This is a genomic window from Roseovarius sp. MBR-154, from assembly GCF_053628595.1.
On the sequence record NZ_JBRJGR010000006.1, the window covers coordinates 159,614 to 177,350 of the forward strand.

A 17,737-nucleotide genomic window follows, 5' to 3' on the forward strand; every position below is an offset into this window, starting at 1 on the left:
CTCAGGCCCCCTCGCTCATCGACTTGGCGGCGGCCTTGATCGCGGCGCGGATGCGCGGATAGGTGCCGCAGCGGCACAGATTGCCGGACATGGCGTCGTCGATCTCCTGATCGGTGGGATCGGGGGTCTCTGACAATAGGCTCGCTGCCTGCATGATCTGACCGGACTGGCAGTAGCCGCATTGCGCCACCTGCGCGTCGATCCATGCGGCCTGAACCGGGTGCGGGGCGTCGGGCGTGCCCAGCCCCTCGATTGTGGTCACCGGGCCCCAGACATCGCCCACCGCCACCTGGCAGGAGCGCACGGCCTGACCGTCGATATGCACCGTGCAGGCGCCGCATTGCGCGATGCCGCAGCCGTATTTCGGCCCCTTGATCCCCAGCACGTCGCGCAGCGCCCAGAGCAGCGGCATCTCGGCTTCCAGATCGTCGAGCGGGTGGTCGGCACCGTTGACACTGAGTTGCATGGCGCAGGCTCCTTTCGCGCGGGGGCTGCGACGAAAGATAAACCGTTCGGTTCAGGTGTAAAGCGGGATTTGAGAGCGTGGTTTGGCGTGGAACGGCGGTTGGCGATTATAGAGAGGTGCCGTCAGGCGCCTGATTTGAAAAGGCGCTGCACCTTGTCCGGAAGGCCCTCCATTTTCGGTCTTCGACCAGTTCAAATCCGGTTTCCGCTTTTGAGCGACATGCCCTGGCCCTGGCGCGACGCGGTTGGCCGTCCTCGCTCACGCTCTCAGAAAATCGTCGAGCACGGCATGGAAGAGGGCGGGTTTTTCCAGATGCACCGCGTGCGCCGTGCCGGGGATCACGGCGAGTGCGGCCTCGGGCAGGCCCTGCCAGAGCGCCTCGACCTGCGGCCAGCGATAGGATTTGTCACCATCGCCCCAGAGCACGAGCGTCGGCATTTTCAGGCGGGCAAGCGCGCCGCGCCCGTCCCAATGGCTCATCGCGTCGAGCCCGGCAAGGGCGGCGGCCTCGCTGGCCTGTGCGCCGAGATCGGCGACGATGCCGAAGCCCTGCGCCGCCGTGCCGTCGCGGAACCATGTCGCGCCGATGCGGCGGATGGTTTGCGCCACGCCATCGCACCGCACCCGGTCGCGCGAGGTGTCGAGCGGCTCGAACCGGTCGGGCATGAGGCCAAGCGGCCCGGTGCCGTAGAGGATCAGCCGGGCGATGCGGTCGGGATGGGTGGCGGCGATGTCCTGCACGATCATGCCGCCCATGGAGTGGCCCAGCAGGGTGAAGCGGTCCACGCCCAACTCGTCGAGCAGGGACACCACCGCCGCCGCAAAATCCGAAATCCGGTCGGCGGGGGGCAGCGCGGCGGAGCCGGCATAGCCCGGCAGATCCGGCGCGATCACGTCGAAGCGGTCGGCGAAGCGGTCGATCTCCGCCTGCCATTGCGCCGCGCCACCCAGATAGCCATGCACCAGCACCAGCGGGGTGCCTGCGCCCTTGCGCCGGTAGCTGAGACCGCTGCGCGCGGTTAGCGCATCTGTTCGGGCAGCCACAGGGCAGTCTCCGGAAAGAGGATCAGGATGACGATCAAGAGGACGAGCGCGCCGATGAAGGGCAGGCAGCCCATGATCACGTCGCCGATGCTGACCTGCCCGCGCCCGATGCCCTGAATGACATAGAGGTTGAGGCCCACGGGTGGTGTCAGCACCGCGATTTCCATGGTGATCGTGTAGACCACGCCGAACCAGATCAGATCGAATCCGGCGGCGGCCATCAGCGGAAAGATCGTCGGCAGGGTGATGAAGGTCATCGACACCGGTTCGAGGAACATGCCCAGCACGATGTAGAAAATGAGCACGATGGTCAGCACAACGTAAGGCGAGAGATCGAAGCTGAGGAACAACTGGGTGAATTCATGCGGCACGCGGTAGTAGGTAAGGACAAACCCGAAAAGCACCCCCGCCGAGAGCAGCAGCCCGAGATAGCCCATGGTCCGCATGGTGGCGAAAAGCGCGTCGGTAAAGCCCTGCCATTTGAGGCCGCCCACGCCGAAGGCGAGGATCACGGTGAGCAGGGCCGCGACCGCCGCCGCCTCTGTGGGCGTGGCGATGCCCGCATAGATCGCCACGGTGATGACAAGGCCGATGAGGCCGATGGGGGCCACGGTGGCGGCGATCTGTAGGATGCCCATTCTCACCGCCGACTCGCGGTCGGGGATGTCGCCGGGCTTCAGGATACCCCAGATCAGCACCACCACGGCGAAGGAGGTGACCAGGATCAGGCCGGGAATGACGCCCGCGATGAAGAGATCGCCGATGCTCTGATCGGTGACGATGCCGTAGAACAAGAGGATCAGCGAGGGCGGCAAGAGCACGCTCAATGTGCCCCCCGCCGCCAGCACGCCCGACGAGAGGCGCTTGCCATAGCCCAGCCGCAGCATCTCCGGCAGGGCCACGCCGCCGATGGTCAGCGCGCCGACCATGGACGACCCGCAGACCGCGCCGAACCCGGCACAGGCCCCGATGGAGCCATAAGCTGCCGAGCCGCGCACGCGCACGCCCTGATGCAGGAACTGGTAGAGATTGGGGCCGATATTGGATTTGCCGATCAACTCTCCGAGGAAGACAAAGAGCGGCACCGCCAGCAGGATATAGTCGATCCACACGCCCCAGAGCTTCAACTCCGCCGAGACGATGGAGGTGTCGAAGGACTGGATTTGCCACAGGAAGGGCAGCGAGGCCGCCGCCAGCGCGAAGGGGATCGGCAGGCCGATGGCGATGAGAAACATCAAGAGACCGAGAAGGCCGAGGCCGACTTCATACCATTCCATCGCTCAGACCTCCCGTGCCGGGGTGCGGATGAGCTTCACCAGCCGCAGGGTTGCGTAGATCGAGAACAGCACCAGCGCCACCGCCCCCGGCGCCCAGAACGCATAGCGCGGCCAAAGCAGGATTTCCGACGAGGCGCCCGAGTTGAACGAACGGATCGTGGCGCTCACACCCGCGAGCGAGAAGAAGAGACCCACCCCCAGCATCACGCACAGATTGACCAATGCGGCGATCTTGCGCCCCATCGGGGGCAGCGTGTCGGTCAGCATCGTGACCTTGGGATAGGCGTCTTCCTTCATCGCGTAGGCAAGGCCCGCGAAGGCCACCGGAAAGAGCAAGAGCGCGGTCGCCTCTGTGACCATGCGGTCGGGGGAGTTGAGCGCGTAGCGGGTGAACACGCCGTAGGTGATCCACACCATCTGCACGAGCACCACGATGGCCCCCGCTGCGGCGAGCCACACGACGGCGCGTTCCACATGGCCGATCAAGCGGTCGAGACCGGGTTGCATGGCAAGCCTCCCTTGTCAGGAAATCGGGCGGGTGCCGCCGTGCGTACGGCGGCACCTTTTGGGATCAGGGCGCGTGCTGCGCGAAGAGATCGCGGATCTTGCCGGCAAGTTCCGGGCCGCAGGCCGCGTCCACGGTCTCGTTCCAGGTGCCTTGTACGCTGTTGATCAGCTCCATCCGCTTGTCCTGGCTGATCGAGACGGCCGCGCCGCCGCCCTTCATCACCGCATTGCCGACGCGCTGATCGACCCAATCCTCGTAGCGGGGCTTGAGCCATTCCTCGGTCTCGCGCGCGGCCTCCAGAACGGCGGTCTGCTCGTCGGCAGTCATCGACTCGAACTTGTCCTTGTTCATCATGTAATTGACGTTGCCGTAGAAAAGGTTGGCGTTGACCATGTAGGGCATGACGTCCCACAGCTTCCAGCTGGAATAGGTGGCGACGCCCATGTTGATGCCGTCCACCACGCCGCGCTCGGCGGATTGAAACACCTCCTTGGGCGCGACAAAGACCGGCGCGCCGCCCCATGTCTCGATCATCAGGCTGACCAGCGGCCCGATGGAGCGCACCTGCTTGCCCTGAAGATCGCCCAGATCGGCAATCCCGCCCTCGAACCACCATTCCTGATCGTAGGAGTAATTGGAGTTGAACACCGGCACGAGATTGACGTTTGCGGCCTCATCGCGCACCAGATCGGCATAGGCGGCGTCCATCTCGATCTGGCCTTCCAGATCGACGGCGGCTGGGTAGAGCGAGGTCACCCGGTAGCAGGGCAGGCGGTCATCGGCGGGAATCCAGCTCATGTCCGAGACACCGCCCTGCACCGCATCCACCCCTTCGGACCAGCCATGCAACGTGGAAGAGGGGAAGATCTGCACCTCGACGCTGCCGCCGGTCTTGTCCTCGACCAGTTTGGCGAAATGCACGAAGCCGTCATAGCGGATATCGGCCTCGTTGACATAGGTCGAGAGGCGGATGGTGGTCTCGGCCAGCGCGGGCGCTGCAATGGTGGTGCCGAGCGCGGTGGCGGCGATCAGTCCTTTGAGGGCAATTGTCATGTTTCTCTCCGTGTTGGGGTGGGCGAGACCGTTCCTGCGGCCTTCGTCATTGATTATGGTCAGAGGCGGATCGCCTGCGTTGGAAACGACCAATGCAAAAAGGCTAGGCCAGCGATGCGCGAGTCGGCCAATTCAAACATGTCATCAAACTATTCCGATCTTGCATGACGGGCCGCGATGGCGCAGGCTGATCGCCATGGATATCAACTGGCTGCGCGATTTCGTGTGTCTGGGACGCACGCTCAATTTCACCCGCGCGGCGGAAGAGCGCAACATCACCCAATCGGCCTTCAGCCGCCGCATCCGCTCGCTGGAGAACTGGATCGGCGTGCCGCTGATCGACCGGGCCACCTATCCGGTGCAGCTGTCAGAGGCAGGGCGGCAATTCCTGCCGGTGGCGCAGCAGACGGTGGCCGATCTCACCGACAGCCGCCAGGCGATCCGCGAACGCGCGCGCGGCAATGCCAGCTTTCAGCGGTTTGCGGCGCTGCACGCGATCTCGGTCAATTTCCTGCAACCGCGCATGGCGGAACTGGAACGCACATATCCCGAGATGCGCACGCGGGTGATTTCCGACAGCCTGACCGCCTGTTGCCAGTTGCTGAGCGAAGGCGGCTGCGAGTTCCTGCTCTATTACCGGCATCAGGACGTGGCCCCGATCCTCGACGAGACCCGGTTCAAGCGCAAGGATATCTGCGACGAGCGGCTGATCCCGGTGGCACAGCACGCGGCGGCGGCGCGCCATGGCTGGACGCTGCCCGCGCGCATGGGGCGCGAGGTGCCCTATCTCAGCTACGATCCCAACACGTTCCTCGGCACCGTGGTCGATCAGACCATCGGCAACCGACGCCCGGCGCTCGACCTGCGCTACATGGATGCGCTGGCCGAGGCGCTCAAGCGGCGCACGCTGGCGGGGGCGGGCATGGCCTGGCTGCCGGAATTCTCGATCCGGCAGGAGCTGGAGGACGGCACGCTGGTGCGGCTCGGCGGGCGCGACTGGACGGCGACGATGACGATCTCGCTGTTTTGCTCGCCCGAACGGCTGGATGATCTGGGCCGCACCATCTGGGCCGAGTTCTGAGGCTGGATACCCGCGGGAACCGCAGACCGCAACGCGTCACCCGATGTGAAACCCGTTGAGCCGCCTAGTTGAGGGTCGCGTCGAAGGTGATCACCACGCGGTCGCCGCCGCTGGCCACCTCGGGGGCGATCTTTGCGTTGAGAATGTCCCGGCCCGAAAACTCGATCGCCGTTTCTTCGAGATCGGCCTGTTGCGGACGGATGTTATAGCCGTCGCTCTCAAGCGCGTCGGACCAGTCCGCGAACAGGTCGTCCACATCGGCAGCGGTGCTGAAGGAAAACATCCGGATGTTCGACCCGATGGCCCGGTCCATCTGCACCTCGGCGTCATCGGGCAGCGTCAGCACCTCGGGCACCCAGGATTGGGGCATCTCTTCGGCATAGACGATCGCCGTCGCGAAGAGCGACAGCACAAGACCGAATACCATGTCCCTGACATGCCCGCCAAACCGACGAAACGAGAGGCCGTCCATGACGGGGCGGGGCGGGGCGGCGGCGCAGACTGCGCCGATCTGGCTGGATGCAGTGCTCATGGGATCAAACTTATCGTGCGTGCCGGGATGTTCAACGCGGTTTTGTGGCGTGTCACCGCATGCTGGCGGATTTCCGCGGGCTTCTTTTCAAAGGCAGTGATCCGCATCGGCATATTTCTGCGCCCCGATTTGCGCTGAGAGACATGGCGCCCAGGTTGGCCGTCGCAAGCAATCATGACGGAAAGGATTGAAATGCCCACTGCCAAGATGTTCACCACAGCGCTTACGGCGCTGACCATCGCCGTGGCACCGGTCGCGACGCTGCCGGCCATGGCACAACAGAGCGATGCGCAGGCCGAGGTCTCGGACTCAGAGCTCGATGCCTTTGTCGTCGCCTTCGAGGATGTCATCGCCATCGAACAGGATTACGGTGAGCGGCTGCAAGACGTCACGGATGAGGCCGAAAAGCAGGAGCTGATCAACGAGGCGCAGGCCGAGATGGCGCAGGCCGTCGAAGAGGCTCCCGATATCGAGGTCGATCGCTATGTCGAAATTCTGGAGATCGCACAGACCGATCCCGATCTTCAGGCCCAGTTGACCTCCAGGCTCCAGGACTAACCTCGTCAGGCTTGGTGGCAGGGCGCAGCCGCAGGATCTTCCCCCCTGCGGCTGCGTCTATTCGGGGTCGATCAGGTCTTCGCCCTCATCCCCGATACCGAACCGCGCGACCGGGTGATGCGTGACGCGGTAGGCGGCGCCAAGGTCGGTCCGCGTGCTCCCGGTCAGCCAGTCGTCGCGCTCTGCCGCGTCAAGGATCACCGGCATGCGGTCATGGACCGGGGTGACGGTGTCGTTCGCTGCGCGGGTCAGGATCGCGCAGGTACGCAGATCGTTCCAGACCGACAGCAGGCCCGCGAACCACAGCGTCTCCTCGTTGCCGGCGCTGGCGAAGAAATGCGGCTGCTTGGGGCGCTTGGCTCCGGTCCATTCATAATAGCCGCCTGCCGGGATCAGGCAGCGGCCATAGCGCCACGCGCCGCGAAAGCTGGGCTTGGACGCGGCCTCCTCGATCCGTGCGTTGATGGTGCTGGCGCGCCAGTCCTTCAGCTCGCCCCGGTGCCAGCTTGGGATCAGGCCCCAGCGCGCGCAGGTCAGTTCCTGTCCCACAAGCACATAGACCTCCTGCGTCGGCTTGACGTTGAACCGTCGCGGGAAGGGCGTGATCTTGATCTCGGCAAACTCGAATTCGGTGCCGCGCAGGTTGGGGTCTATGAAACGTCCGCACATGGAGGGACGGTGGCAGTATCGCTGCCGATTCGACAAGCACGCAACGGCGTCAGATGCGCAACAGCCGCCAGTTGGGGAAGAGGTCGGCCTGCCGGAAATAGGCGCAGGTGTCCTCGCCGGAAAACAGCCCGTCCCGCTCGACCAGCACCGTCCGCCAGCCGCGGGCCGCGGCCCCCAGGATATCGGTGTGCAGGGTATCGCCGCACATCACGATGCGGTCGGGCGCTATGCCGGGCAGCGACGCCTCGATCATGTCGTAGACGGCGGGAAACGGCTTGCCGAAGAAACGGATGTCGGGAATGCCGCGATCGGCGAGGAGATGCCCGAAATAGCCCGGCTCCAGCGAAAAGCCGTGCTCGCGCGGGGCGACCAGATCCGCATTGGCAATCACCAGCGGCCGGGGCCGGGCGAGCAACGATGCCTCCAGCAGCGCCTGCCGCTCCAGTGACCAGACCTCGGTCGAGAGGAACAGAAATCCTTCGACCTCATCATAGCTAGCGGGATCGTCGACAAGGCGGCGCGTCGGGGCGGGGATGTCCGACAGATCGTCCTGTGGTGCGGCGATGCAGCCCCACAAGCGCTGCTCCAGATGGGCCAGCGTCGCGTCGCGGCTGGTGATGATCTCGTGGTCGCGCACGCCCATCTCCAGTTTGCGAAACTTGGCGGCGGCCCCGGCATGGGTGTAGCTGGCGGCGTTGGAGAGGATGCGGATCTGGTGCCCGTTGGCGCGCAATTCCCGCAGGCGCTGCGCAGCACCGGGAATGCCCGCCTCGCCGATGTTCAGAACCCCGTAGGCGTCGAAGACAAAGGCATCGGCCTGCGCGGCGATGTCGTGCAGCGAGGCGATCTGCGCCGTTGCATCCGGGGCGCTGGCCGGGGGCAGGCGATGTCGCACGGCCTCGTATCGGTCGAATATGGTTGCGACAGTATCCATCAGCCCGGCGAATCCCTACCCGTTTCGAATTGCGGTTCCCGCAGGCCCGGATACTGCATCCGGGCTGGGGAAAACTTACAGTGCAGGCAGAAAATTAAAAGTAAAAACAACAATACGACATTTCATGTCAGCGTCATAATTGTCGGTTAACACTGATTCACGTTAAAAATTGTAAAGAATTGGCAGGTTTTTCCCGAGCGTCGGGGCGCAGTCGTGATCATGGGATGCAACAAAACCACGCAAGAAAAATGTTGCTTTGTTGCAATTCATGCTCAACACTCGACCAAAGTGATGGAACCGGACATGGCGTCGAAGAAAACCAGACGGCACGATCTCATTCAGCAGGTCGTGCAGGAACAAGGCGGGGTGAGCGTCGGCGCGCTCGCCGAGATGTTTGGCGTCTCGATGCAGACCATCCGGCGCGATCTCGATATCCTGTGTGATGGCGAGAACCTGCACCGGTCGCACGGGCGGATCGAGCTTGCCGAGGGGCGTCGCAACACCCCCTTCGATCAGCGGGCGGGCACCAACCTCGTGGGCAAGCGCGCGATTGCGAGTGCGGCGGCGGCGCTCATCCCCGATGGCGCGACGCTCTTCATCTCGATCGGCTCGACCGCGCTCAGCGTGGCGCGGGCGCTGCATCGGCGCAAGGAATTGACCGTCGTCACCAACAACCTGAGCGTGGCAATGGCGCTGAGCGAGGAGATCTCCAACCGGATCATCCTGCCGGGCGGCGAAATCCGCCTGCCGGACCGCGATTTCGTTGGCGAGGAGGTGGTCGAGTTCTTTGGCCGCTACCGGGCCGAATACGCGATCTTCGGGACCGCCGGGATCGGCGCTGAGGGCGAGTTGCTGGAATTCCATCAGGCCGAGGTGCGCGCGACCTACCGGATGTGGCGCAACGCGCAGACCTCCATCCTGGTCATCGACCGCAGCAAGTTCGGGCGTCTTGCCCCCGCCGTGGGCGGCATGATCACGCAGATCGACCACGTGATCTGCGATCGCCCCCCCGCCACGCCGTTTTCTCACCTGGTCGAGCAGCTTGGCGAGCGGATCACATTTGCAGAGGAGGCAGACTGATGTCGGAGGCGTTCGTCGAGGTGCAGACTGTCGCCAAGCGCTGGAACGGGCAGCTTGGCGTCGAGCAGGTCTCGCTGTCGATCCCGCGCGGATCGTTCGTGGCGCTGCTCGGGCCGTCCGGATGCGGCAAGTCGACGACGCTGCGCCTGTTGTCGGGGCTGGAACTGCCCGACGAGGGGCGGATCCTCATCGACGGGCGGGACGTGACCACCGCCGCGCCATCCGAGCGCAACCTGTCGATGGTGTTTCAGTCCTACGCACTCTTTCCGCATCTGAGCGTGGCCGAAAACGTGGTCTTTGGCCTGAAAGTGCGCCGCGTCCGCGCCGCCGAGCGGCGCGAGAAACTGCACCGCGCGCTCGAGATCACCGGGCTTCTGGGCTATGAGGCCCGCAAGCCGGGCGAGTTGTCGGGCGGGCAGCGGCAGCGCGTGGCGCTGGCCCGCGCCATCGTGGCGAACCAGCCGCTCTGCCTGATGGACGAGCCGCTTTCCAATCTCGACGCCAAGCTGCGCGCCTCGGTGCGCAAGGATATCAAGAAGCTGCAGGTCGATCTGGGGATCACGGTGATTTACGTGACCCACGATCAGACCGAAGCGATGAGCATGGCCGACATGGTGGTGCTGATGAAGGACGGGCGCATCCAGCAGACCGGCGCGCCGGAGGATCTGTATTACCGCTCCGCCAACACCTTCGTGGCCGAATTCGTCGGCGCGCCGCCGATGGCGCTGATCGAGGGCGCGGCGATCCCCGGTTTCGAGAGCGCCAGCACCATCGGCCTGCGCGCCGAAAGTCTGCGCCTCGCCGATCCGGGCAAGGGGCGGCTGACATGCCGGGTGTCCGAATGCGAATTCCTCGGCTCCGAGACCTTCGTGGGGCTGACGCATCCGGGCGCGAACGGGCTGACCATTTCGATGCCGGGACTGCGCAACATCCCGGCGGGCGAAGAGCTTGAGATAGATTTTGCCGATGCAGACCTGCATTTCTTCGACGCTGAGGGAAACAGGCTGCGGCATCCGACTGGCGTGACGGCGTGACGTCACGTCGCGAATACCGTGTTTAATCCAAGGGAGAGAACCATGAACACGATCAGGAAGATAAGTCTGGCAACCGCGGTGGCGACACTGACCGCCGCACCGGTGGCCGCCGAAACCGAACTGACGATGTATTACCCGATTGCGGTGGGCGGTGCGCTGACCGAGGTGGTCGATGGCATCGTCGCCAAGTTCGAAGAGGCCAACCCGGAGATCAAGGTCAACGCGATCTATTCGGGCAATTACGACGACACCCGCGTGCGCGCGCTGTCGGCCATCGCCTCGGGCGAGCCTGCGCAACTCGCGGTGATGTTCTCGATCGACGCCTATGACCTGATCGAGCAGGAACGCATCGTCGCCTTCGAGGATATCGAGGGCGTGGACCAGGCCTGGCTCGACAGCTTCTACCCCGCGCTGATGGCCAACAGCCGGATCGAGGGCAAGACCTGGGGCATCCCGTTCCAGCGCTCGACCATCGTGGCCTATTACAACAAGGACATGTTCCGCGACGCGGGCCTCGACCCCGAAGCCCCCCCCGCCACCTGGGACGAGATGGTGAGCATGGGCAAGACGCTGACCGAGGGAGACACCTACGGGCTGATGATCCCCTCGACCGGCTATCCCTACTGGATGTTCCAGGCGCTGGCGATCCAGAACGGCAAGGAACTGATGTCGGGCGACGGGCTCGAGACCTATTTCGACGACCCTGCGGTTGTCGAGACGCTGGAATTCTGGAAGTCGCTCTCGACCGAGCATGGCATCATGCCCGAAGGCACGGTCGAATGGGGCACGCTGCGCCAGGCGTTTCTCGAAGGCCAGACCGCGATGATGTGGCACTCCACCGGCAACCTGACGGCGGTCAAGAACGGCGCCGGGTTCGATTTCGGCGTCGCCGAACTGCCCGCGAACGAGCGGCCCGGCTCGCCCACCGGCGGCGGCAACTTCTATGTCTTCGAGGACACTACCGACGAGGAACGCGCCGCCGCCCTCAAGCTGATCAAGTTCATGACCGCACCGGAACAGGCCGCCGAATGGTCGATTGCCACGGGCTACATGGGCGTGTCCCCCGCCGCCTATGAAACCGAGGCGCTGCAGAGCTATACGGCAGAGTTTCCGCCTGCTCTGGTGGCGCGCAACCAGCTTGAAAACGCCGTCGCCGAGTTCTCGACCTTCGAGACGGCGCGCGTGCGTGACGGGCTCAACAACGCCATTCAGGCGGCTTTGACCGGCAGCCAATCGCCCGCCGACGCGCTGGCCGAGGCGCAGGCCGCCGCCGAGCGGCTGTTGAAGGACTACCGGTAATCCTCCACCGGTAGCCCGCTTCGCCGGTGCCGGGCAATCGCCCGGCACCGGTTTCTGACAGGCAAAAGGCCCATGACCATGGCGACCCATGTGAATATCGAGCGCCGCAGACAGGCGATTTACGGCTGGCTGCTGCTGTCGCCCGCCGCGATCCTGTTGACGGCCTTTGCCTTTTACCCCTCGCTGGCCACTCTCTGGACCAGCCTGTTCAGCCGGGGCACGCGCCGCAACCCCAGCGAATTCGTGGGCTTTGAGAACTATGCCGATCTGTTTGCCGACCCGACCTTCTGGAAGGTGGCCACCAACAACCTGATCTACGCGGGCGCGACGATCCCGATTTCCATCGCGATCGCGCTGGGCATGGCGCTCTGGGCGAATTCCAAGATCCCGGCGCGTGGTTTCGTGCGCACCGCCTATTTCACGCCCACCGTGCTGCCGATGATCGCGGCGGCCAATCTGTGGCTGTTCTTCTACACGCCGGGCCTCGGGGTCTTGGATCAGATCGGGTCGCTCTTCGGCCTGCCTTCGGTCAACTGGCTGGGCCAGCCCGAAACCGCGCTCTGGGCGGTGATCATCGTGACGATCTGGAAAGAGGCCGGGTTCTTCATGATCTTCTACCTCGCCGCCCTCCAGACCATTCCCGAAGACCTCAAGGAAGCCGCCGATATCGAAGGGGCGAGCCGCTTTACCTATACGCGTCGGATCGTGCTGCCGCTCCTGATGCCCACGACACTCTTCATCATGATCAACGCGCTGATCAACTCGGTCAAGCTGATCGACCATCTCTTCATCCTCACCAAGGGCGGGCCGAATGATGCGTCGAAACTGATCCTCTATTACATCTGGGAAATGGCCTTTGCGTTCTTCGACGCGCCGCAGGCGGCGGCGATGACGATCCTGATCCTGCTGGTGCTGGGCATCGTGGCGGGCGTCAAATTCACCATCCTCGACAAGCGGACGCATTACCAATGAGCGGCCTTTCGAGACATATCGAGACCTTCGGCGCGCTGCTGCTGGCGGTGATCTGGATCTCGCCGCTGGTCTTTGCCTTCTGGGCGGCGTTCCACACCACCTCGGACGCGGTGAATTTCAACATCGCGGCCCCCTGGACGCTGGAGAATTTCCGCACCGCCTGGGCCGGGGCGCCGTGGCTCAAGTATTTCCTCAACACCTTCCTTCTGGTGACCGTGATCCTGATCGGGCAATTCGTCGTCACCACGCTGGCGGGCTTTGCCTTTGCGCAGGTGCGCTTTCCGGGGCGGGATGTGGTGTTCATCCTCGTGCTGATGCAGCTGTTCATCCTGCCCGAGGTGCTCATCGTCGAGAATTACGTGATGGTCTCGCGGCTGGGCCTCTTTGACACCATCCTCGGGGTGGGCATGCCCTACATGGCCTCGGCCTTCGGCATCTTCCTGATGCGGCAGGCGTTCAAGGGCGTGCCGATCGAGCTGCACGAGGCGGCGCGCGTCGAGGGTTGCGGCTGGTTCGGCATCCTGTGGCGGGTCTATGTGCCCCTCGCGCGGCCCACCTACCTGGCCTATGCGCTGGTTTCGGTATCGACCCATTGGAACAATTTTCTCTGGCCGCTGATTGTCACCAACTCGCCCGACACAAGGCCGCTCACCGTGGGATTGTCGATCTTTGCAGCGCCTGAGAATGGCGTCGATATCAGCGTGATCTCGGCGGCGACGATCATGTCGGTGGCCCCCTTGCTCATCGCCTTTCTGGTCTTTCAGCGGCAGTTCGTGCAGGCCTTCCTGCGCACCGGGATCAAGTGACCGTGGCGCGGCTGCTGCATATCTCGGACCTTCACGCGGTCGCACCGGGGCAACTGGTCTCCGGGCGGCTCGATACCGGGCAACTGCTGCATGAGGCCGTCACCACGCTCCGCGCGCGGATGCAGGCCATCGGCCCCATCGACGCGGTGCTGGTGACCGGCGATATCAGCGATGACGGCAGCGCGGAAAGCTATGTCATCGCCCGGCAGGAGCTGGAGCGGCTGGGCCTCCGGCTGCTTGTGATCCCCGGCAACCATGATCGGCGCGAGCCGTTTCGCGCGGCGTTTTCCGACCTGCCAGAGATCGCGCCGCGCGGTTTGATCGACTGGGTGGCGGATATCGGCGACACCCGCATCATCGGGCTCGACACATTGGTCGAGGGCCAGGGCGGGGGCGCGCTGCGCGATGAAAGCCTGTCACATTTGCGCGAGGCGCTGGCCGGGTCAGGCGACATGCAAATCGTCGTGGCGCTGCACCATCCGCCGCTGCGGGTCGGTATTCGCTTCATGGATGCAATCGGCCTTGCAAATCCCGACGCGCTGCGGGACGGTCTGGATCGGCATACCGCGCCGGTTCGGGTCTTGGCAGGGCATGTGCATGGTGTGTATCATGGCCTGCTCGGGCGTCATCCGGTCGTGACCGCGCCTGCATGTTGCAGCGCCTTCGCGCTCGACCGGCGGGCGGATGCACCGGCAGGCTTCATGACCGGGCCCACCGGATGCGGCCTGATCGACACGGCCCCCGGCGGGGTCTGGACCGAACTGCCCTTCGCGCATGGTGAAGGTCCGTTCACCTTCTGAAATCGCGCCGATGCGCGTCGGCATCGGCAAACCCCTTGGAGCCTTATGGAAAGCACACCCGTTCTCTTTGTCGTCAACATGGCCGCCGCCGCGGCCCTGCTGATCTGGGCGGTCCGGCTGGTGCGTACCGGCTTCGAGCGGGCGCTGGGTGCCAAGCTGCGGCTCTGGCTGCGCCGCTCGACCTCGAACCGCCTCGCGGCGGCGGGGTCGGGGGCGGCGACGGCGGTGCTGATGCAGAGCTCGACCGCCGTGGCGGTGCTGATGGCGGGGTTCGTGTCGACCGGTGCGATCGGCAGCGTGGCGGGGCTCGCGATCATGCTGGGCGCGGATCTCGGCTCGGCCATCGTTGCCCTCGTGCTGAATTCCAAACTCGCCGTCGTGACCCCGCTCCTGCTGCTGGCCGGGGTGATGATCTTCCTGCGCAGCTCGGCCCGGCGCGTCCGGCAGGCGGGCCGGATCCTGATCGGGCTTTCGCTGATCTTCCTGTCGCTCGACCTGATCCGCGAGGCAAGCCAGCCGCTGACCAACCTGGCCGGGGCCGAGGCGGCGATGCGCTATCTCGCGGGGGATGCGATTTTTGCCTTCGTGCTGGCGGCGCTTTTTGCCTGGCTGGTGCATTCCAGCGTCGCCGCCGTGCTGCTCTTCGCCACCCTGGCCGCGCAGGGGCTGTTGCCGCTCGAGGCGACGGTGTCGATGGTGCTCGGGGCCAATCTCGGCGGATCGGTGATCGCCGTGATCCTGACGCTCAAGGCCGAAACCGCCGTGCGCCGGGTGGTCTGGTGCAATCTGCTGTTGCGCGGCGGCGGCGCGGCGGTGGTGCTGTCGCTGCTGGTCAACTACGGCTTGCCTGCCCCGGGGCTTGACCTCGGTGCCGGGCAACAGGCGCTCTATCTGCATCTGGCGTTCAATCTCGTGCTGCTTCTGATCGGCCTGCCGCTGGTCGGCCCGCTGATGCGCGCGGCCGGGCTGCTGGTGCCGGATGCCCCGCAGAGACCGGCGCAAGGCGCGTGGCGCAGCGCGCTCGACCCGAGCGTTCAGGATCAGCCCCGCCGCGCCTTTGCCTGCGCGCAGCGCGAGCTTGTCGAGATGGGGCACCGGATCGAGATCATGCTGCGAGAGGCCATCGGCCTTTTTGATCACTACGACGAGGAAACGGCAGCAAAGCAACGCGCCGAATTGCAGAACCTGACGCAGATGTCGCTCGATATCCGCACCTACCTGTCGCGCGTGCGCAGCAATGATCCGCAGGAGGATACCGGCAATCGCGCCTTCGAGCTGTCGGGCATCGCCGTCAATCTCGAGGCCGGGGCAGATGTGATCGCCCGCAAGATGGTGGATCTCGCGCAGGTCAAGGACAGCGAGAACCTGCAATTCTCCGGCGAGGGCTGGCGCGAATTGTCGGATTTTCACGACGTCGTGCTGCGCAACGTGCAGCACGGGATCTCGGTGCTGATGTCCGAGGATATCGGCCTTGCGCGCGAACTGGTCGAGCAAAAGGAACGGGTCCGCGATCTGGAGCAGAACCTGCAGCGTACGCATCTCAAACGGCTGCGCAAGGGCAAGGCCGAGACATTCGACACCAGCGCCATTCACCTCGATCTGTTGCGCGCGCTCAAGATGCTGAACACGTCCTTTGCAATGATCGCCTATCCCTTGCTGGAGGATCGCGGCGAATTGCTGGAAAGCCGACTCGCCACATCCTGAGATGATCGCGCCGCACCCGGCGGGCGCCGCGGGCGCGACGCCCCGGCGTCGCTCAAGCTGAAAACTGGCGTGAAAACTGGTCGGGCTGAGAGGATTCGAACCTCCGACCCCCTGCTCCCGAAGCAGGTGCGCTACCAGGCTGCGCTACAGCCCGACCGTGGCCGAGCGATTATACCGCGTGACGCGGCTTTGCAAGGGGGAACGCGACATCTTTGCGAGGTTGCCGGGCCGACAGCTCAGCGGCGGCTCGGACTGACCTGCGCGGCTCCATGCCGCCTTGCCTTGCGCCCTTCCGCTCTGCATCCTGTCCGCAAACAAAGGGGCCGGTGATGATGCAGGTATTGACCGCCATGGGCGGGGTCGGGCTGTTCCTGCTGGGCATGGAGATCATGACCGCGGCACTGCGCGAGGCGGCGGGCGGGCGGCTGCGGCGGCAGCTTGCACGGGTCACCGCCTCGCCGCTGCGCGGTGCGGTGGCAGGGGCGGTGGCCACCGCCGTGATCCAGTCCTCGACCGCCGTCTCGCTGATCACCATCGGCGTGGTCGGCGCGGGCGTGCTCAGCTTCGCGCAGGCGCTCGGCGTACTCTACGGGGCCAATATCGGCACCACCGTCACCGGCTGGCTGGTCATGGCGCTCGGGCTCAAGCTCAAGCTGGGGGTGGTGGCGCTGCCGCTGCTTCTGGCGGCGGCCTTGGCGTCGATGCTGGCACAGGGGCAGGCGGCACGGATCGGGCGGGCGCTGGCCGGATTCTGCCTGCTCTTCATCGGGCTCGACATGATGCAGGCGGCGACGGCGGGTCTGGAGGCGCTGCTGCATCCCGGCCTGCTGCCCGGCGATGGCTGGGGCGGGCGGCTGTCGCTGGTGCTGATCGGCCTGCTGCTGGTCGCCATGATCCAGTCCTCCTCGGCCGGTATGGCGCTGGTTCTCGTGCTGCTGGGCTCGGGCGCGGTCAATTTCGCGCAGGCCGCCGCCCTGGTGATCGGCTTCAATATCGGCACCACGGTGACCGGGCTTCTGGCCGCGCTGGGCGGCGCGCGGGCGATGCGGCTGACGGCGGTGGCGAACCTGATGTTCAACATCGGCACGGCGGCGCTTGCCTTTCCGCTGCTCGATCTGGTGGCACCGCTGCTGCATGGCACGCGCGCCGGGGCGGATGACCAGACCGCGCTGGTGCTCTTTCATACCGGCTTCAACCTGCTCGGCGCGGCGGTCTTTCTGCCGCTCACCGCGCGCTTTGCCGCGCTGGTCGAGCGGCTGGTGCCGGACCGCGCGATGCCGCTTGTCCACGGGCTGGACCGGCGGCTTCTGGCCGACGAGGGGGCGGCGATGGACGCGGCCCAGAGCGTTGCGGACCGCCTCCGCCGCACCGTGTTTGCGGCGCTGCACCGGGCGCTCGGTCCCGAGGGCGATCTGCGGGCGCTGGCCTCGATCGCGGTGCAGGGGCACCAGGCGGTGATCGCCGTCGAGGAGTATCTGGCGCGGGTCCGTATCGCGCCGGACCGTGAGAGGGAACAGGCCCGCTACGCGGCGCTTCTGCATCAACTCGACCACTTGCAGCGCCTGATCGAGCGCTGCGGACAGCGCGACCGCATCGCCACCCTGCACGACGAAGCGCATCTGCGCCGCGATGTGGCCACGCTCGCCACCGCCCTTGGGCGCGACAGCAAGGCCCCGCGCCTTGAGCGTCTCGCGCGGCTTATTGCCGCGCGCACGGCGCGGTTCCGGCGCGGCGTGCTCTTGCGCGAACATGCCGGGCTGTTGCCGGTCAGCGAGGTATTCGCGCGCACCGACGCGCTGCGCTGGCTTGGCCGGGTGGCCGATCACGCGGCGCGGCTCAGCCGTCACGCCGAAGAGGCGAAACGCATCGACTGAGCGGCAGGCTCGGCCCGCACGGCGTTTTCGCTTTACACGCCGCCGG

At 65.3% G+C, this 17,737-nt stretch carries 18 protein-coding genes and 1 tRNA gene; 10 read left to right on the plus strand and 9 right to left on the minus strand.

The genetic code is table 11. The features are described 5' to 3' along the window. Position 1 precedes the first annotated feature (1 nt). The 5 genes from ACSSV4_RS10310 to dctP all read right to left on the minus strand — a co-directional run bounded on the left by ACSSV4_RS10310 (position 2) and on the right by dctP (position 4,348). On the minus strand, positions 2 to 466 hold the full coding sequence (locus ACSSV4_RS10310; protein WP_454275057.1) for a (2Fe-2S)-binding protein: 465 nt from the start codon (positions 464 to 466) through the stop codon (positions 2 to 4). A 258-nt stretch (positions 467 to 724) separates the two neighbouring features. Next, the gene (locus tag ACSSV4_RS10315; RefSeq protein ID WP_454275058.1) at positions 725 to 1,510 is read right to left on the minus strand and encodes an alpha/beta fold hydrolase; all 786 of its coding nucleotides are present in this window, start codon (positions 1,508 to 1,510) and stop codon (positions 725 to 727) included. After that, positions 1,486 to 2,787, minus strand: coding sequence for a TRAP transporter large permease (locus ACSSV4_RS10320; RefSeq protein ID WP_454275059.1), 1,302 nt, complete (start codon positions 2,785 to 2,787; stop codon positions 1,486 to 1,488). The genes ACSSV4_RS10315 and ACSSV4_RS10320 overlap by 25 nt, the downstream gene beginning before the upstream one ends. A gap of 3 nt (positions 2,788 to 2,790) precedes the next feature. Next, complete coding sequence (locus ACSSV4_RS10325; protein WP_454275060.1) at positions 2,791 to 3,294, minus strand: TRAP transporter small permease; 504 nt, start codon at positions 3,292 to 3,294, stop codon at positions 2,791 to 2,793. Between the two features lie 64 nt (positions 3,295 to 3,358). Continuing rightward, positions 3,359 to 4,348 carry a TRAP transporter substrate-binding protein DctP gene (gene dctP, locus ACSSV4_RS10330; RefSeq protein ID WP_454275061.1) on the minus strand — a complete coding sequence of 330 codons (990 nt, stop codon included), beginning with the start codon at positions 4,346 to 4,348 and terminating at the stop codon, positions 3,359 to 3,361. Between the two features lie 196 nt (positions 4,349 to 4,544). Here dctP and ACSSV4_RS10335 point away from each other — a divergent pair, with 196 nt between their 5' ends. Further along, positions 4,545 to 5,429 carry a LysR family transcriptional regulator gene (locus ACSSV4_RS10335; protein WP_454275062.1) on the plus strand — a complete coding sequence of 295 codons (885 nt, stop codon included), beginning with the start codon at positions 4,545 to 4,547 and terminating at the stop codon, positions 5,427 to 5,429. Between the two features lie 64 nt (positions 5,430 to 5,493). Here ACSSV4_RS10335 and ACSSV4_RS10340 read toward each other — a convergent pair whose 3' ends face one another. After that, complete coding sequence (locus tag ACSSV4_RS10340) at positions 5,494 to 5,961, minus strand: hypothetical protein (RefSeq protein ID WP_454275063.1); 468 nt, start codon at positions 5,959 to 5,961, stop codon at positions 5,494 to 5,496. 192 nt (positions 5,962 to 6,153) lie between these two features. Here ACSSV4_RS10340 and ACSSV4_RS10345 point away from each other — a divergent pair, with 192 nt between their 5' ends. Next, entirely contained in the window at positions 6,154 to 6,519 is a 366-nt protein-coding gene (locus tag ACSSV4_RS10345; protein WP_454275064.1) for a DUF4168 domain-containing protein, read from the plus strand. Positions 6,520 to 6,576: 57 nt separating this feature from the next. On the opposite strand, the gene ACSSV4_RS10350 is transcribed toward ACSSV4_RS10345, so the two are convergent. Continuing rightward, positions 6,577 to 7,188 (minus strand): SOS response-associated peptidase, encoded by a 612-nt coding sequence (locus ACSSV4_RS10350; RefSeq protein WP_454275065.1) that lies wholly within the window; start codon positions 7,186 to 7,188, stop codon positions 6,577 to 6,579. Positions 7,189 to 7,237: 49 nt separating this feature from the next. After that, positions 7,238 to 8,122, minus strand: a complete 885-nt coding sequence (locus ACSSV4_RS10355; RefSeq protein ID WP_454275066.1) for an HAD-IIA family hydrolase — start codon at positions 8,120 to 8,122, stop codon at positions 7,238 to 7,240. Positions 8,123 to 8,425: 303 nt separating this feature from the next. Here ACSSV4_RS10355 and ACSSV4_RS10360 point away from each other — a divergent pair, with 303 nt between their 5' ends. The 7 genes from ACSSV4_RS10360 (at position 8,426) to ACSSV4_RS10390 (ending at position 15,817) form a co-directional block, all read left to right on the plus strand. Continuing rightward, the gene (locus ACSSV4_RS10360) at positions 8,426 to 9,202 is read left to right on the plus strand and encodes a DeoR/GlpR family DNA-binding transcription regulator (protein ID WP_454275067.1); all 777 of its coding nucleotides are present in this window, start codon (positions 8,426 to 8,428) and stop codon (positions 9,200 to 9,202) included. Further along, positions 9,202 to 10,236: an ABC transporter ATP-binding protein gene (locus ACSSV4_RS10365; RefSeq protein ID WP_454275068.1), complete on the plus strand. Its 1,035-nt coding sequence runs from the start codon at positions 9,202 to 9,204 to the stop codon at positions 10,234 to 10,236. Before ACSSV4_RS10360 ends, ACSSV4_RS10365 begins: the two co-directional genes overlap by 1 nt. Positions 10,237 to 10,278: 42 nt before the next feature. Further along, positions 10,279 to 11,535: an ABC transporter substrate-binding protein gene (locus ACSSV4_RS10370; protein ID WP_454275069.1), complete on the plus strand. Its 1,257-nt coding sequence runs from the start codon at positions 10,279 to 10,281 to the stop codon at positions 11,533 to 11,535. 78 nt (positions 11,536 to 11,613) lie between these two features. Next, a complete protein-coding gene (locus ACSSV4_RS10375; RefSeq protein WP_454275118.1) occupies positions 11,614 to 12,507 on the plus strand; it encodes a carbohydrate ABC transporter permease in 894 nt (297 codons plus the stop codon). Beyond that, the gene (locus ACSSV4_RS10380; protein WP_454275070.1) at positions 12,504 to 13,313 is read left to right on the plus strand and encodes a carbohydrate ABC transporter permease; all 810 of its coding nucleotides are present in this window, start codon (positions 12,504 to 12,506) and stop codon (positions 13,311 to 13,313) included. Before ACSSV4_RS10375 ends, ACSSV4_RS10380 begins: the two co-directional genes overlap by 4 nt. A 2-nt stretch (positions 13,314 to 13,315) precedes the next feature. Beyond that, positions 13,316 to 14,113, plus strand: coding sequence for a phosphodiesterase (locus tag ACSSV4_RS10385; RefSeq protein ID WP_454275071.1), 798 nt, complete (start codon positions 13,316 to 13,318; stop codon positions 14,111 to 14,113). Positions 14,114 to 14,158: 45 nt separating this feature from the next. Continuing rightward, positions 14,159 to 15,817 (plus strand): Na/Pi cotransporter family protein, encoded by a 1,659-nt coding sequence (locus ACSSV4_RS10390; protein ID WP_454275072.1) that lies wholly within the window; start codon positions 14,159 to 14,161, stop codon positions 15,815 to 15,817. A 77-nt stretch (positions 15,818 to 15,894) separates the two neighbouring features. Here the strand turns inward: ACSSV4_RS10390 and ACSSV4_RS10395 are convergent. Continuing rightward, positions 15,895 to 15,971 (minus strand) — tRNA-Pro (locus ACSSV4_RS10395). 175 nt (positions 15,972 to 16,146) lie between these two features. On the opposite strand from ACSSV4_RS10395, the gene ACSSV4_RS10400 reads away from it, so the two are divergent. After that, the gene (locus tag ACSSV4_RS10400; RefSeq protein ID WP_454275073.1) at positions 16,147 to 17,691 is read left to right on the plus strand and encodes a Na/Pi cotransporter family protein; all 1,545 of its coding nucleotides are present in this window, start codon (positions 16,147 to 16,149) and stop codon (positions 17,689 to 17,691) included. Positions 17,692 to 17,737 lie beyond the last annotated feature (46 nt).